The organism is Symbiobacterium thermophilum IAM 14863 (genome assembly GCF_000009905.1).
GTDB classification, from domain to species: domain Bacteria; phylum Bacillota; class Sulfobacillia; order Symbiobacteriales; family Symbiobacteriaceae; genus Symbiobacterium; species Symbiobacterium thermophilum.
In genome coordinates, this window is the sequence record NC_006177.1 from 1,935,214 (window position 1) to 1,949,623 (window position 14,410).

General features: G+C 70.5%; 13 protein-coding genes and 1 tRNA gene. 2 read left to right on the forward strand and 12 right to left on the reverse strand.

Annotated elements, in window-relative coordinates; genetic code table 11:
- The first annotated feature begins 113 nt into the window (after positions 1 to 113).
- The gene (locus STH_RS09020; RefSeq protein WP_011195921.1) at positions 114 to 557 is read left to right on the forward strand and encodes a CoxG family protein; all 444 of its coding nucleotides are present in this window, start codon (positions 114 to 116) and stop codon (positions 555 to 557) included.
- A 53-nt stretch (positions 558 to 610) separates the two neighbouring features.
- On the opposite strand, the gene ltrA is transcribed toward STH_RS09020, so the two are convergent.
- The 12 genes from ltrA to STH_RS09080 all read right to left on the reverse strand — a co-directional run bounded on the left by ltrA (position 611) and on the right by STH_RS09080 (position 14,132).
- Complete coding sequence (gene ltrA / locus STH_RS09025; protein ID WP_011195922.1) at positions 611 to 1,900, reverse strand: group II intron reverse transcriptase/maturase; 1,290 nt, start codon at positions 1,898 to 1,900, stop codon at positions 611 to 613.
- A 1,403-nt stretch (positions 1,901 to 3,303) separates the two neighbouring features.
- On the reverse strand, positions 3,304 to 4,227 hold the full coding sequence (ligD, locus tag STH_RS09030) for a non-homologous end-joining DNA ligase (protein ID WP_011195923.1): 924 nt from the start codon (positions 4,225 to 4,227) through the stop codon (positions 3,304 to 3,306).
- Positions 4,227 to 4,988, reverse strand: coding sequence for a hypothetical protein (locus tag STH_RS09035; protein ID WP_011195924.1), 762 nt, complete (start codon positions 4,986 to 4,988; stop codon positions 4,227 to 4,229). Before STH_RS09035 ends, ligD (STH_RS09030) begins: the two co-directional genes overlap by 1 nt.
- A 25-nt stretch (positions 4,989 to 5,013) precedes the next feature.
- Positions 5,014 to 5,952 carry a non-homologous end-joining DNA ligase gene (ligD, locus tag STH_RS09040; protein WP_011195925.1) on the reverse strand — a complete coding sequence of 313 codons (939 nt, stop codon included), beginning with the start codon at positions 5,950 to 5,952 and terminating at the stop codon, positions 5,014 to 5,016.
- Between the two features lie 2 nt (positions 5,953 to 5,954).
- Positions 5,955 to 7,163 carry a Ku protein gene (locus STH_RS19150; RefSeq protein WP_011195926.1) on the reverse strand — a complete coding sequence of 403 codons (1,209 nt, stop codon included), beginning with the start codon at positions 7,161 to 7,163 and terminating at the stop codon, positions 5,955 to 5,957.
- 238 nt (positions 7,164 to 7,401) lie between these two features.
- Positions 7,402 to 7,854, reverse strand: coding sequence for a GerW family sporulation protein (gene ytfJ / locus STH_RS09050; protein WP_050742201.1), 453 nt, complete (start codon positions 7,852 to 7,854; stop codon positions 7,402 to 7,404).
- Entirely contained in the window at positions 7,769 to 8,461 is a 693-nt protein-coding gene (locus STH_RS09055) for a DUF2953 domain-containing protein (protein WP_043713846.1), read from the reverse strand. The genes ytfJ and STH_RS09055 overlap by 86 nt, the downstream gene beginning before the upstream one ends.
- Before the next feature lie 154 nt (positions 8,462 to 8,615).
- Positions 8,616 to 9,335: an HAD family hydrolase gene (locus STH_RS09060; RefSeq protein ID WP_011195929.1), complete on the reverse strand. Its 720-nt coding sequence runs from the start codon at positions 9,333 to 9,335 to the stop codon at positions 8,616 to 8,618.
- A 3-nt stretch (positions 9,336 to 9,338) separates the two neighbouring features.
- Positions 9,339 to 9,998: an SMC-Scp complex subunit ScpB gene (gene scpB / locus STH_RS09065; RefSeq protein ID WP_011195930.1), complete on the reverse strand. Its 660-nt coding sequence runs from the start codon at positions 9,996 to 9,998 to the stop codon at positions 9,339 to 9,341.
- Positions 9,995 to 10,774, reverse strand: coding sequence for a segregation and condensation protein A (locus STH_RS19705; RefSeq protein ID WP_011195931.1), 780 nt, complete (start codon positions 10,772 to 10,774; stop codon positions 9,995 to 9,997). Before STH_RS19705 ends, scpB begins: the two co-directional genes overlap by 4 nt.
- Positions 10,775 to 10,860: 86 nt before the next feature.
- Entirely contained in the window at positions 10,861 to 11,493 is a 633-nt protein-coding gene (locus tag STH_RS09075) for a site-2 protease family protein (RefSeq protein ID WP_011195932.1), read from the reverse strand.
- A gap of 5 nt (positions 11,494 to 11,498) precedes the next feature.
- Positions 11,499 to 14,132, reverse strand: coding sequence for a CBS domain-containing protein (locus STH_RS09080; RefSeq protein WP_043713847.1), 2,634 nt, complete (start codon positions 14,130 to 14,132; stop codon positions 11,499 to 11,501).
- Between the two features lie 138 nt (positions 14,133 to 14,270).
- Here STH_RS09080 and STH_RS09085 point away from each other — a divergent pair.
- Positions 14,271 to 14,345: transfer RNA gene (locus tag STH_RS09085), tRNA-Val, on the forward strand.
- The last annotated feature ends 65 nt before the right edge of the window (positions 14,346 to 14,410 follow it).

Genomic DNA, 14,410 nt, shown 5'->3' on the forward strand with positions numbered 1-14,410 from the left:
CGGCTATCGGGGGCTTTCCGTCCGCACACCCATCCGGAGACCACTCCGCCGGCAGGCGGTAAGGCGGCGGGCCCGGAGCCCGCCCGCGGCGGCGCGGAAGGAGGTCGAAAGCGATGCGCGTTGCCGGCCAGTTCCGCTTCGATGCGCCACCGGAGATCATGTACAGACTGTTCAGCAACAAGGATGCGCTCCTGAACGCCACCATCGGCCTGCAGTCCCTGGAGGAGGTCGAACCCGACCGCTGGAACGCCACGCTCAAAGTGGGCATCGGCGGCTTCGCCCTCGTCTACCACGGCATCCTGGAAGTCACGGACCGCGTCCCCAACGAGAGCTTCCACCTGCACATCGCGGCCGAAACGCACAACGGCTCCGCCGAGGCAGAGGCCGACCTGCGTTTCCTGCCTGACGGCGACGGCACCCTGGTCACCTACGAAGCCGACATCGAGTTCCTGGGGGCGCAGAAGCTCCTGCCCTCCCTGGCCAAAGGGCTCGTCGACTACTTCATGCACGGCATGCGGGAGTACCTGGAGAAGGCCAGGGCCCGTGCCCTGCTGTGATCCGTCAACCCCACAGGCGATCGAGTAGGAGGGGGCGGCTAGCCCCCGTCCTCTCACACCACCGGACATGCGGGTCCGCATCCGGCGGTTCGCCAGGATTGACGAGTCGCTTCATAGCATTCGGTCAGGCTTATCAGCCCCTGGGCACGCCAGTAGGCGTCGCCCAGGGCGCTGTTTAGTGGGCCACCTGCCATCCGCCACGGGCCTTTGCGGCTGTTGGCGAGTTGGTAGACTGCCCATTCGGGCAAACCGAGGGCGCGTAACTCCCGAAAGCGCGTGCGTACACGCTTCCACTGCCTCCATACGCATGCTCGCAGCCGACGCTTCAGCCATCCTTCGAGTCTTTCAAAGGCTGACCTGGCATCGGAGAGCGCATAGTACCCAACCCAGCCCCGCAAGTAGGCATTCAGGCACCGGATTCGGTCCTCCATGCTCTGGCTGCGGTTGCGGTCCGTCAGCGTGCGGAGCTTGTCCTTCACGCGCTTCAGGCTCTTCGGGGCCAGCCGGATGCGCACTCCCCGGTGCTTGTAGAAGCTAAACCCGAGGAACTGCCGCTTCCACGGCCGGTCCACTGCGCTCTTCTCCTCGTTGACCTTCAGCCGTAACCGCTCCTGCAGGAAGTGGCGCACGCTCCTGTAGACCCGTTCTCCCGCCCGCTTGCTGCGGACGTAGATGTTGCAGTCATCGGCGTACCGGACGAAGTGGTGCCCGCGGCGCTCCAACTCCTTGTCGAGGTCATCCAGCAGGATGTTCGCCAGCAGCGGGCTCAGCGGACCGCCCTGCGGCGTCCCTTCCTCCGTCGCCACGACTACCCCGTTCAGCATGACCCCGGCCTGTAAGTACCGCCGGATCAGCCGCAGCACACGCTTATCCGTTACCCGCCGCGCCACGCGGGCCATCAGCACGTCGTGGTTGACCCGGTCGAAGAACTTCTCCAGGTCCATGTCCACGACCCAGTCGTACCCTTCCTCCACGTACTGACGTGCCTTCCTGACCGCATCATGACCCCGCCGCCCCGGCCGAAAGCCGTAGCTGGATTCGGAGAATGTCGGGTCAAAGATCGGCGTCAGTACTTGCAGGAGTGCCTGTTGGATCAGGCGGTCCATCACGGTGGGAATCCCCAGCATCCGCTTGCCGCCGCCCGGTTTCGGGATTTCGACCCGGCGGACTGGCTGCGGTCTGTAGGTCCCCTGGAGCAGTTCCTCACGGATGCGCTCCCACTCCGCGCGGATCTGGTCCCGCAGCCGTTCGGTGGGGACACCGTCCACGCCGGGAGCGCCTCCGTTCCGCTCCACCCGTTTCAGGGCGGCCAGCATGTTCTCCCTGGCCACCACCTGCTCCATCAGGTTGCTGTGCTCCCCGCGGGGTGACGTTCCGTCTTGTGCCGGCTGCCCACTCCGCCCTCTCGCCGTCCCTTGCGGCTTCACCGCTACCTCCGGCGAGCAGGTCCCGTTCGGGGTCTTCTGCGTTTGTCGCGGGCTGCTCGAACGCAACGGGTTCACCCCTTTCCTGACGTTCGGCCCTTCCCGGTTGGGGCGTCCCCCTGCCGGTACTATGGCCTTTGCTGACTTCTGCCGGTTCAGCTGCGTCTCCCGACGCAGGTTACCAGCGTTGCTGGCGTTCCCGGCAGATCTCCCCGGGTAAGAACGCTGACCTTCACCCCGCACCCGCCCCATCTACCGCACCGCCCTTTGGCAGCTTCGGGTTTTGCTGTGTTCGGCCAGCTCACCCGAGCGGCACAGCCTCCTATGGGGTTCGTGTTCCTCGGGTCGTGGCTTTGCCTCCGGCTTCCTTCAGATTCCGCCTCACGACGGACACCCTTGCCTTTGGCTAACGGGCTGGTGCTGCCTCGCCCGTAGCGGACTTTCACCGCCAAGTCAGCGCCCATGCCGGGCACACCGAAATGAGCCGGTGCCGGCGCACCGGCTCCCACGGATGACCGGCCGCCTGCCACGGCGGCCGGTCATCGCTTTAACACCGGAGCCCTGGTGCGCGACGTGGCCGTCTCGGGTGGCGGACGCGCAGAACCTGCACTCACCAGTCGGTCCAGGGTGAACATTCTGCGCGCAACCTCTGCCGGGGCGATCGGTCAACGCGCAAAATCTGAACTCGCACGCTCCCCCCAAGTGCAGGTTCTGCGCGCGACGTGGTCATCTTGGGCGGCGCACGCGCAGAATCTGCACTCACCAGTCGGTCCAGGGTGAAGATTCTGCGCGCAACCTCTGCCGGGGCGATCGGTCAACGCGCAAAATCTGAACTCGCACGCTCCCCCTGAGTGCAGGTTCTGCGCGCAACGCAGCCGCCTTGGGTGGCCGACGCGCAGAATCTGCACTCAGAGGCCAATCACGGGTGAAGGTTCTGCGCGTAACCTCCACCACTTTGGCCTGTCAACGCGCAGAATTTGAACTCACACGCTCCCCCCGAGTGCAGGTTCTGCGCGCAACGCAGCCGCCTCGGGTGGCCAACGCGCAGCACTCAGAAGCCGATCACGGCTGTAGGTTCTGCGCGGAACCTCCACCGCTGCAGCCTGTCAACGCGCAAGAACTGCATCCAACCGCTGACCCCGGATGCAGTTTCGGCGTGCAAAGGTAGTTCCTGCGCGAGGGGAATGTACGGCGCCGCCCTTCCTCAGAACAGGTTGCCACCAGAGCGTTGTCTACCTCCACCCAGCCGGCACGACAGGGTGGCCGGGGCACTCCGGATGGGCCTAGCCGTTACCCTGCCGGAGGATCGGAGTCCGGTGTGTTCACACACCTGTGAGATACCTCCTGAGCCGCTCCGTGGCCGCCTGCAGGTCCTGGGTGGCCTGCAGCATCGGCGCGAACAGGTCGCCCACCGCGGCCAGGCGCGCGGGCAGGGTGCGCATCGTGATCCGCGGCGGCTCGCCCTCCAGCTCCTCCCACGTGACCGGCGCGGACACCGGCGCCCCGGGCAGCGGCCGCAGTCCGTACACACTGGTGATCGTCTGCCCGCGCCGGTTCTGCAGGTAATCCACGTACACCTTCGGTCCGCGCCGTGCGACCGCGCGCTCGAGCGTCACCTTCTCCGGATACGCTCGCAGCAGGATCCGGCCCACCTGCTCGCAGAACGCGGCCGTCTCGGCGTAGGTCGTGCCCGGCGCCGCGGGACAGAAGATGTGGACGCCGGTGGCCCCCGACAGCTTGGGGAAACCCTGCACCTGCACCTCGCCCAGGATCTGCCGGACCAGCCGGGCGACGACCAGCACGTCTGCGAAGGTGGCGCCTTCCGCCGGGTCGAGGTCGATGACCGCCCAGTCCGGGTGGTCCGGCGAGTCGCAGGACGAGAGCCACGGGTGAAGTTCGATGGCTCCCAGATTGGCCACGTACGCCAGCGCCGCCGGCTCCTCGATGCGCAGGTAGCGGATGACGCGGCCGTCCTCCGCCCGGTCCGCCCAGGTCGGAATCCAGTCCGGGAGCCCCTGCGGGGCGTCCTTCTGGTAAAACCACTTGCCCCCGACTCCGTGGGGGTAACGGGTGAGCACCACCGGCCGCCCCCGCAGGTACGGCAGCAGGTAGGGAGCCACGGACACGTAGTGGGAGATCAGGTCCCCCTTGGTCAGCCCGTCGGCCGGCCACATGGGCTTCTCCAGGTTGGTCACCGCCAGCTCCCGCCCGCCGACCCGTACCCACCGCCTCTCGGTTCTGGCCACTATGCCGGCCCGCCCTCCACGGGGATCCGACCGCCGTCCCCATCTCCCCGGCGCCCGGCCGGATACCCCCGCGCCTCCCCCGCGCCTGTGGGCAGCAGCCGCATCTCCTCCGGATCCCAAGCGGACACCAGCGCCATCACCTCGTCAACCTGGGTTGGGCGCGCGGAGACCTCCAGACGGAACCGCAGGGTCGCACTCTCCTGGGCCGCTGCGGCATCGCCTCCCTGGCCCGCCGGGTTCCCGCTGTCATCCCTGGCCTGGTCGGCCAGGTTGCCGAAGAAGCTGCCCAACCCGGCGCCGGCCAGTGTGGTCAGCATGGCGCCGGTGGCCGAGGCGGCGCCCAGCGGCGGCACCAGGTAGGTGGCAGCCAGGAACCCCGCCGTCGCGCCCACCGTGGCGCCGAGCACGGCCCCGCGCCCCATCCCCCGTTCGGTCATGACGGGGTCCTTCTCGCCGACCGAAGGACTGGCATGGATCGCCACAGGCCCCGTGTGCCCAGGCGGCGCCTCCTCCGCCAGCGTCACCCCCACGCCGCGCAGCTCCAGGGCGCGGAGACAGGCCCGGGCGCTGGACGCGTCGGCGAACCACGCCACAAGCACCGGAACGGAGTCCCCTGACGAGAGCGCCGCCTGCCCCTCCGACCGGCCCGGGTGGATCCCCTGCGGCCGCCCGCCGGGGTCGCCGCCCGGGAAGTGCGGTTCCTGCCCCGGAAGCGCCGGCACCTCGCGCTCCGGATGCTGCTGCCACTCCTGCTCCGTCATCCGACTTTCCTCCTCGCTGCGTCTCTTACGGGATCACCGCCGCCTCCGGCGGCTCGGCCGAAAACCCGACCACCACCGGGTCCCGCAGCCGCCCCTCCTCGGTCCACTCGGTGAAGCTCACCCGCACCGTGAGGAGGGGCTCCACCCACACCACCGGTCCGGGGTCGCCGCCGAACCGCTCCCGGAGCCTCGGAATCTCCGCGAGGGGGCACGGGCCGGACGGCAGGTGGTGCCGGATCGCGGCCAGGTCCGCGCCGCTCAGCCCCGAGCCTACCCGGCCGATGTAGCGGAGCCGCCCGTCCCGGTAGGCGCCCAGCAGCAGCCCGCCCGGGCGGCCGGTCGGGTTGGTGTAGCCCACCACCACGGCCAGCATCTCCGACCGGCGCTTGACCTTCAGCCAGTCGCGGCTGCGCGCCCCCGGCACGTACCGGCTGGCACGCCGCTTGGCCACGACCCCCTCCAGCCCCCTGGCCACGGCGGCCGCGTAGAGCGCCGGCCCATCGCTGCCCGGGAAGGACGAGACCACCTGCCACGCCTCGTCGGGCGGAACCACCGCCTCCAGCAGCGCCAGCCGCTCGGCCAGGGGCACGTCGTACAACTCCCGGCCGTCCCACTCCAGCAGATCGAAGAGCATCAAGGTGGCCGGCCGCCTTCGGGCCGCCCCCGCCGTGCTGCCCGCCAGGTCCCGCTCCAGCACGGCCGAGAAGCTCGGCCGACCGTCCTGCAGCACGATGATCTCGCCATCCAGCACGGCCCGCCGCCCGGGGAGGGCCGCGGCCAGGCCGTCGAACTCGGGGAACAGCGCCGTGCGCTCCCGCAGCCGACGGCTCCAGTGGCGCACCCGACCGCCCTCCACCAGCGTCAGGTTCCGCACGCCGTCCCACTTCACCTGATAGACCCAGTCGTCGTCCGCAAAGGGGGCCTCGGCGCGCTCCAGCAGCATGGGCGGGAAGGGCAGCCGCACGCCTACGGCCCTCCGGGCGCCGTCTCGTCCGGCCCGACCTCGGCCGCGCGGTCGCTCCCAGCGAACGGGCCGGGCGGGGCAGCCCCGTTGGGCGCGGTCTGCACGCCCGGCACGGACGTGGGCGACGTACCCGGGGCCGGCGCTGAGGGAACGCCCGGCGCCGTCGGCACGGGAGCCCCGGGCGTGCCGGGCACGGCCGTCGCGGGCACGCCCGGCACGGCCGCGGGCGGCGTACCCGGGGTGGGCGCCCCGGTCACGCCCGGCGCACGCGGTACGGGAGCTGCGGGCACGCCGGGCACGGACGCCGCGGGGTCGCCAGGCAGTCCCGGGATCGCACGCCGCGCGGGCGCCTCCGGTGACCTGGCCACTGGAGCTGGCGGGGTGCCGTCCGCGCCTGCGGCGCCGCCCGTCGCCCCGCCCGCGGCGCGCTGCGCCTCCGCCGCACGGATCGAGGCCCGCAAGGCCTCCATCAGGTCGACCACCCGACCCTGCTCCGGGGCCGGCCCGGGCTCGGCCGGAGGCGCCCCGGCGATCTTCGCCTGGATCAACTCCAGCAGCGCCTCTCGGTACGTGTTTTCAAACCGCTCAGGCGAGAACGGCATCGTCAGCGACTCGATCAGCCCGGTGGCCATCTCGATCTCCTGCGGGCGCAACTCCGGCTGGGCGATGCCGGTGAGGGCAGCCACCGGCCGGACCTCGTCGGGGAAGTGCATCGTCTCCATGGCGAGCACGCCCTCCCGGAAGACGCGCAGGGCTGCCAGCGACTCCTTTGCGCGCAGGACTACCCGCGCGATGGCCACGCGCCCGGTCACCTCCATCGCGTGGCGCAGCAGGCCGTAGGCCTTGGCGCCGCCCTCGCCGGGCTCGAGATAGTAGGTCTTGTCGAAGTAGATCGGGTCGATCTCCTCGAGGCGCACGAACGCCACGATCTCCAGCGTCCGCCGGGCCGCGAGCGGGATCGATTCGAAGTCCTCGTCCCGCAGCGTCACATAGCGTCCGCGGTCAAACTCGTATCCCTTGACGATCTCGCCGCTCTCGACCTCCCGCTCGCAGGTCGGGCAGTACTTCCGGTACTGCACAGGCGTCTGGCAGGGCTCGTGGAGCAGGTTGAAGCGCAGGTCCTTCGACTCCGTCGCGGCGTACAGCTTGACCGGGATCGTCACCAGCCCGAAGCTGATGGTCCCCTTCCACATGGCACGCAGCGCGTCCACCCCCCGGTTCCTAGCGTAAGCCGCGGCAGTTCGGGCTATTCCGGGAGACCATAAGGAAAGGCCGGGCGTACCATCGCCCGGCCGGAAACCTCGGCATGAGGGCCACAGGGCAGCACGTAAGGCCGTAAGCCAGCACGTAAGGGCCATGGACCAGCAGCTACGGGCCGCAAGCCAGCCCGTGAGGGCCCAAGGCCAGTGATGAATGGGCCACAGGCTGATCTCTGTGGGCCCCCCACCGTTACGTAAGCGTGGTCTTGGGCGTGCCGTCGGCCCCGGTGGTGTCGCTGACCTCGGGCTCGCAGGGCTCGTCCTGGGCGCGTCCGCCCAACGCGGCCCGCAGCTTGTCGATGAGCTGCGGCGCCAGGTCGATGATGCGATGGACCGGCTGCCCGCCGTCCACCGGCAGCATCCGCACCTGGTCCTTGCTCACCACCAGGAAGCCCACCGGGCTGACCGAGACCCCGGCCCCGCTGCCGCCGCCGAAGGGGTGGTCGTGCCCGGGCTCCCTCTCATGGGCCGGAACGAACTCGGACCCGCCCGCCGCAAAGCCGAAGGTCACGCGCGAAACCGGCACGATGACCGTTCCGTCCTGCGTCTCCACCGGATCACCGATGACCGTGTTCACGTCCACCATGCTCTTCAGGCTGTCCATCGCCGTCTTCATGAGGGCTTGAATCGGGTGATCGGCCATCGGTCCTGTCCCCTTTCCTCCGCTGACGCTCCCGGATCCGGGCAAGCAGCGCCCGGCGCCGCAGGGCCGCGCGCAGCACCATGCCCGCTGCCCATGTAGCCTTTCCCAGGGGAACGCGCAATATGCAGTCGAGATCCGTGCGCAGGAGCGGGCGCTGAAAGTTGGGAACGACGGCCACCGCGACCCCCGCCGGGTTCACCTGCACCAGCCGACCGAACTGCGCCAGCAGGTTGCAGACGAGGCTCCACCCCAGCCCCGCCAGCAGCGCCGAGTCGCAGGCGTCCAGCCCGCCCACCTCCACCCGCAGCCTCAGCCGCTCGCACCAGGTGGCCCGGCCCAGATAGCGCAGCCCCTGGACGGAGGCGGCCAGCAGATCGCGGACGTCCAACTTTTTCGCACCCGGCCGCCGCCGGGTGCGCGCCCGCACGCGGGGGGCCTTCTCCCCGAGGGTGATCGCGCGCGCAAAGCGCAGCCAACCCACCCGCAGTTCCACAAACACCTCGGCCTTCAGGTTCGCCTGGGCAAGCCGGAGGTGCAGCTGCACAGGCGCCAGCCACAGGAGCGCCATCGCCGCAGCCAGGCAGCCCACGGCGATCAGCCAGCCCATCTTCACCCACCCCCGGAAGCCTTTCCCGCACTGACGAGGTGAGTCTTGCCAAAGCGGAGGCGGTCCATTCCCCACCGCGACGGGCTCACCGTCGGAAACGTCCGGCGGCGGGAAAGACGAAGGCCGCCGGCCCCCCGTCGGGGCCGGCAGCCCGTCACACCGCCAGGCGGAACCGCTGGGCCAGAAGGCGCGGCAGTTCGCCGATGTGCGTCAGCCGGTGGTAGTTGGGATCCTCCTCGTCCACGTCCAGATGGTCGTAGGCCCACGTCTCCACATCCACGTGGTAGGCGGCGACCCCCAGCGTCAGGGCCGGCCGGATGTCCGAGTGGCGGGAGTTCCCGACCACGAAGCAGTGGCCGGGATCGCGGTCGCCGATGGCGTCCCGCAGCCGCTCGGCGGTCTTCTCCGGCACCACTGTCTGCCGGTGGATCCAGCGGGTCAGCCCCGACTCCTGGATCTTCCGCCGCTGCACCGCGTCCTCTCCCGCCGTCCAGATCGTCACCTCGAACCCGGCCTCGTGGAGCCATCGGAGCGTCTCCGCCGCGCCGGGCAGCAGCTCCTGGCGGGTCTCGTAGGGGATGGCGCACAGCCGCCGCAGCTCGGCCTCCACGACCGGGTCGACGGGACGCCCCGCCCGCCCGGCGAACTCCCGGTAACAGGTCAGCCAGGCGACGGCCAGCGACTCCCGCACCAGCCCCATCTGCCGGGCGACGGCCACGTCCAGCTCGGCCCCCCGCCGCTGCACCTCGTCCCGGTCAAACCCGGTCCGCCCGGCGATGAGCAGGCTGATCTGCGCCTCGACCTCCCGGAAGTAGCGGATGTTCTCGGCGATCGTGTCATCCCAGTCGACGAAGGCGTGCCCCGTGAACCCCAACCGCTACTCCTCCTCCCCGTGCGTCGACTCCCCTGCGCCGCCGTCCGCCGCTTCGGCGGACGGTTCCTCCCCGCCCGCAAACAGCGAGGCCTGCACCTCCCGCTCCGCCTCGCCGCCCCCCGTGCGGGTGGGCACGATCAGGCCGGGCTCCGACGTGTCGATCTCCACCGGCGGCAGCTCGCTCAGCTCCCGCAGCCCGAAGTACCGGAGGAACTCGGCGGTGGTGCCGTAGAGGATCGGCCGGCCCGGCGCCTCCTTGCGCCCCTTGTCCTCGATCAGCCCCCGCTCCAGCAGCGTCTCCAGGGCCCGGTCCACTTTCACCCCGCGCACGTTCTCGATCTCGGCCTTGGTGATGGGCTGCCGGTACGCGATGATGGCCAGCGTCTCCAGGGCGGCGTGGGAGAGTCCCCGCGATTTGGGCTGCAGCAGCCGCTCCACGTACTCGGCGGCTTCGGGGCGGGTGGTCAGCACGTAGCCCCCCGCCATCTCCCGGATCGCCAGCCCCCGGTGCGGGGCCTCGTAGTCCTTCTGCAGGTCCGCCATGAGCAGGGCGGCGTCCCGCTCGTCGAGGCCGATCACCTCGGCGATGCGCTTGATCGTGAGCGGCTCCGGCGACGCCAGGAGCAAAGCCTCCAGGATCATCTTGCCATGGTTCCAGATCATCCGTCCTCCCGGCCTCCCTCGGCCTCATCCTGCGGCGGTTCCGCCTGCAGCACCAGGATCTCCCCGAAGAGCGCCTGCTGCACCACCCTCACCTGGCGCCGGCGCACGAGCTCCAACAGGGCCAGGAAGGTGACCACCACCTCCAGGCGGCTGCACCCCCGGGCGAACAGGTCCCGGAAGCGGACGCCCCCGGGCGAGCGGGACAGGCGGAAGCGGATCTCCCGGATCTTCTCCCGGAGCGGGATCTCCGCCCGGGGCACCTCGCGCCAGTTCCACTCCTCCTTCAAGACCTCCTGGAAGGCCCTGACCAGATCCGCGAGGTCGAGCCCCTCCAGCGGGGGCGGGCCCCCGGGCTCCTCCACGAACAGGCCCCGGGTGTAGACCCGGAGCATCTCCCGCTCCCGCTCGCGCAGGAGCTCGGCCGCCTCCTTGAAGCGGCTGTAGGCGACCAGTTGCCGCACCAGCGCCTCGCGCGGATCCTCCTCCGGCTCCTCCGGCCCCTCCTCGTCCGCCGGGAGACGGGGAGGCTTGGGCAGCAGCATCTGCGACTTGATCCGGAGCAGCGTCGCCGCCATCACCAGGAACTCGCTGGCCCGGTCCAGGTCCAGGTCCGCCAGGTCCTGGATCGCGGCCAGGTACTGCTCGGTGATCCGCGCGATGGGGATGTCGTAGATGTTCATCTCTTCCCGGCGGATCAGGTGCAGCAGCAGGTCGAGGGGGCCCTCGAAGTTGGCCAGGTGAACCACGTACGGCTCAGGCCTGGTGGAGCGATCCACACCCGTACCCCCTCTCTCCGGGCCGCGCAGCCCCGGACTTCATACAACCTCTTTATATTACATGCATTTCAGCATCCCTGGCAACGCTACAGCAGCCGAAGCAGCGGCGACGCGACCCAGACCACCGCGTTGAAGATGCCGGTGTAGATCGGCGAGAGGTCGATCAGGTCCGTGACGAACAGGAAGATCAGCAGGAGCGGGCCGAACCGGTACAGGGTCTGGACCAGTTGGTGCGCCCCCGGCGGGAAGGCATACGCCAGGACCCGGAAGCCGTCCAGCGGCGGGATCGGCAGCAGGTTGAACCCCACGAGGAACACGTTGACCATGACGACCAGGTACAGCGTCTCGCTCAGCACCGGGTGCTGCCACCCCAGCCGGCCGGTCTCCGCGAGGACGAAGAGCACCACGAAGACCAGCGCCAGGAGGAAGTTCATGGCCACCCCGGCCAGGGAGACCGCAATGTCTCCCAGGACCCGGGGCCGCAGCCGGGCGGGGTTCACCATGACGGGCTTGGCCCAGCCGATGCCCCCCAGCAGGAGCAGGAGGGTGCCGACGGGATCCAGGTGGGCCACGGGGTTCAGGGTCAGCCGGCCCTGCAGGCGCGGCGTGTCGTCGCCGAACCAGGTGGCCACCAGCGCGTGACCGAACTCGTGGAACGCGAAGCCCATGACGACGCCGGGGATGAGCATCACGATCTGCTGCAGGCTGGGCAGTGCCAAGCGGTTCACTCCTCCTGTTGGGCTGCGTGGCGGCGGGCCAGCTCCAACTGCGCCGCCCGGTCCGGGGCCTCGCCCGAGAGCCGGGCGGCCAGCACCCGCTGCAGGATCCGGCCCACCTGAGGCCCGGGGGGCACCCCCAGGGCCCGCACGTCGGCGCCGGTGATGTCCAGCCGAATATGGCGCCACGTCCGCCAGTACGTCGCTACGCGATCGCCGCCGCCCAGCAGGTGCAGGAGCAGCAGCCCCTCCGGCGGCCAGCCGTCCAGGTGCGCCACGATCGCCGCGGGGTCGGGCCGGGGGGCCGTCACCAGGTCGTGGGCGATTCGCCACCCGGCGAGCACCTGCAGGCAGGCCTGGGACTCCGCCCGCTTCAGCCGGAGCCGCTTCACCAGGGCTGCCCCCTGGTTCAGCGGGAGCGGGTGGAGCAGCACCAGGAGCTTGACCAGCCACAGCCGGCTGCCGGCGCTGATCTCCGGCTCCGCCTCGGGCAGGCCGTCGGCCGCGTCCAGAAGCGACAGCACCTCCGGGGTCAGGCCCACGCCGGGCAGAAGGTCCTCCAGCCCGCCCAGGTCGGCCAGCATCTGCAGCGCCCCGCCGCCCGCGGGCTCCTGCAGGAGCAGCAGCAGCTCGTTGCGCAGCCGCTCGCGGCTCACCCTCCCCAGGAAACCCTCGGCAATCGCGCGGCGGGCGCAGGCCTCCGTCTCCCGCTCCAGACGGAACCCGTAGCGGTGGGCGAACCGCACGGCCCTGAGCAGCCGCGTCGGGTCCTCGACGAAGCTGAGGGTGTGGAGGATGCGCACCTGCCCGGCCGCCAGGTCCTTCAGGCCGCCGAAGAAGTCGATCAGCCCCGAGGGGCCGGCGGAGCCCAGTCGGATAGCCAGAGCGTTGATGGAGAAGTCCCGCCGGTACAGGTCCTCGTGCAGGTCCGCGTGCTCCACCCGGGGCAGCGCCGCCGCGTGCTCGTAGAACTCCCGCCGGGCCGTGGCCACGTCGATCCGGGACGGCAGGTCCGGGTCGTCCGCATCCAGGTAGATGTGCGCGGTGCCGAACCGGGGCACCTCCTGCACCCGTCCCCCCAGCGCCCGGGCGAGGGAGTGGGCGAAGGCGATGCCGTCGCCCTCCACGACGATGTCGAAGTCGAGGTTCGGCCGGCCCAGGAGCAGGTCCCGCACGAAGCCGCCGACGGCGTACACCGCGACCCCCTCCTGCTCTGCGACCCGCCCGGCGGTGCGCAGCAGGGCGCGAATCCCCGCAGGGGCCGCCTCCACCGCCTCCAGCGCTTCCTGCACCGCCTTGTCCCGCAGGTCTTTGGGCATGTCCGGCGCCGCGTAGAGCCGGCGGTGCCACCGGGGCGGCGGGGCGCCGTAGATGAGGCCGAGGATGTCCGAGCGGGTGATGATGCCCACCAGGTTGCCGTCGGCCACCACCGGCACCCGGCCGATGTCCCGCTCGATCATCAGCTCCTGCACCTCGTCCGCCGGCGTGTCGGGGTGGACGGCGATCACCTGCGACCGCATCACCGACTTGACCGGGGCGTGCTCCAGCCCGTGCCGCCGGGCCTTTTCCACGTCCCGCAGCGACACGACCCCCACCACCCGGCCCTGCTCGTCCACCACCGGCAGGCCCGTGTGGCCGTGGCGCAGCATGAGCCGCTCCGCATCCCGGATGGGCTTCCGGGCCAGGATCGTCTTGACGGGGGCGGACATGACGTCCCGGGCCATCAGCGGCCGCTCGACGCCGTCGGGCAGCACCTCTTCGAGCCGCTCCGCCGCCTCCTCCACCGAGAGCCCCTTGACCACGGCGGAGGCCGCGGCGGGGTGGCCGCCTCCGCCGAACCGGGCCATCACGCGGGCCGCGTCCACCCACGGGACGGACGACCGGCCCACCAGGTGCACCCGGTCGTCCATGCGCACCGCGGCGAACAGGGCCGGCACCGGTTCCAGCTCCATGAGCCGGTGCACCACCAGATTGAGACCGCCCACGTACTCCGGCACCTCGGCCACCAGCAGCCGGATCCGGGCGCCGTGCACGTTCACCCAGCGGCCCCGGTTCTGCAGCTGCTGCAGGAGGGTCTGCTGGGCCGGCGACAGGGACACCTCCATGAAGCGGGCGGCCGCCTGCAGGCTCGCGCCGCGCGAGAGCAGAAACCCCGCGGCCCGGGCGTCCCGGTCGGTGGTGCCCAGGAGGCTCAGCGAGCCGGTGTCGGCGTAGATGCCCACCAGCAGGGCCGTCGCCTGGAACGGGGTCAGCGGCGCCCCGGCCTCCTCGATCAGTTCGGCGATCAGGGTGCAGGTGGCCCCCACCGGGGCCCGCACCTCCAGCCGGCCCTGCAGGTCGGCGGCCTCCGCGGGGTGATGGTCGTACAGGTGCAGCTCCACGTTGGGCAACAGCGTCCGCAGGGGCCCGAGCCGGGCAGCGTCGGCGGTATCCACGACTATCGCCCGCTGCACCTGCGTGAGGTCAATGTCCTTCACCCGGTAGACCCGCAGGTTGTACCGGTGCAGGGAGATGAACTCGGCGGCCATCGGGTTGGCCGTGCCCGGCAGCACGATCTGCGCCTTGGGGTACAGCACCTGGGCCCCGATGGCTGCGCCGATGGCATCCAGGTCGGTATTCGTATGCGGCACGATGATCTGCATGGTCCCTTCTGGTCTCCCGGAAGCGCCTGCACGGCGCATGTTATCGACAACTATTCGGCTGCAGGGGGCACAAACCCTGCATAATCTTCCAGGTGGCCTTGCGCTCCGAACGGGGTTGCGGTATAATGAGCAGGCACTGGGCGGTTAGCTCAGCGGGAGAGCACTTGCTTCACACGCAAGGGGTCACTGGTTCGATCCCAGTACCGCCCACCAGTTGGCTGGCAGCGGCCCAGAGGGGCCGCTGTCTCGTTGTATGCGCACCACACGCACACAGGGGG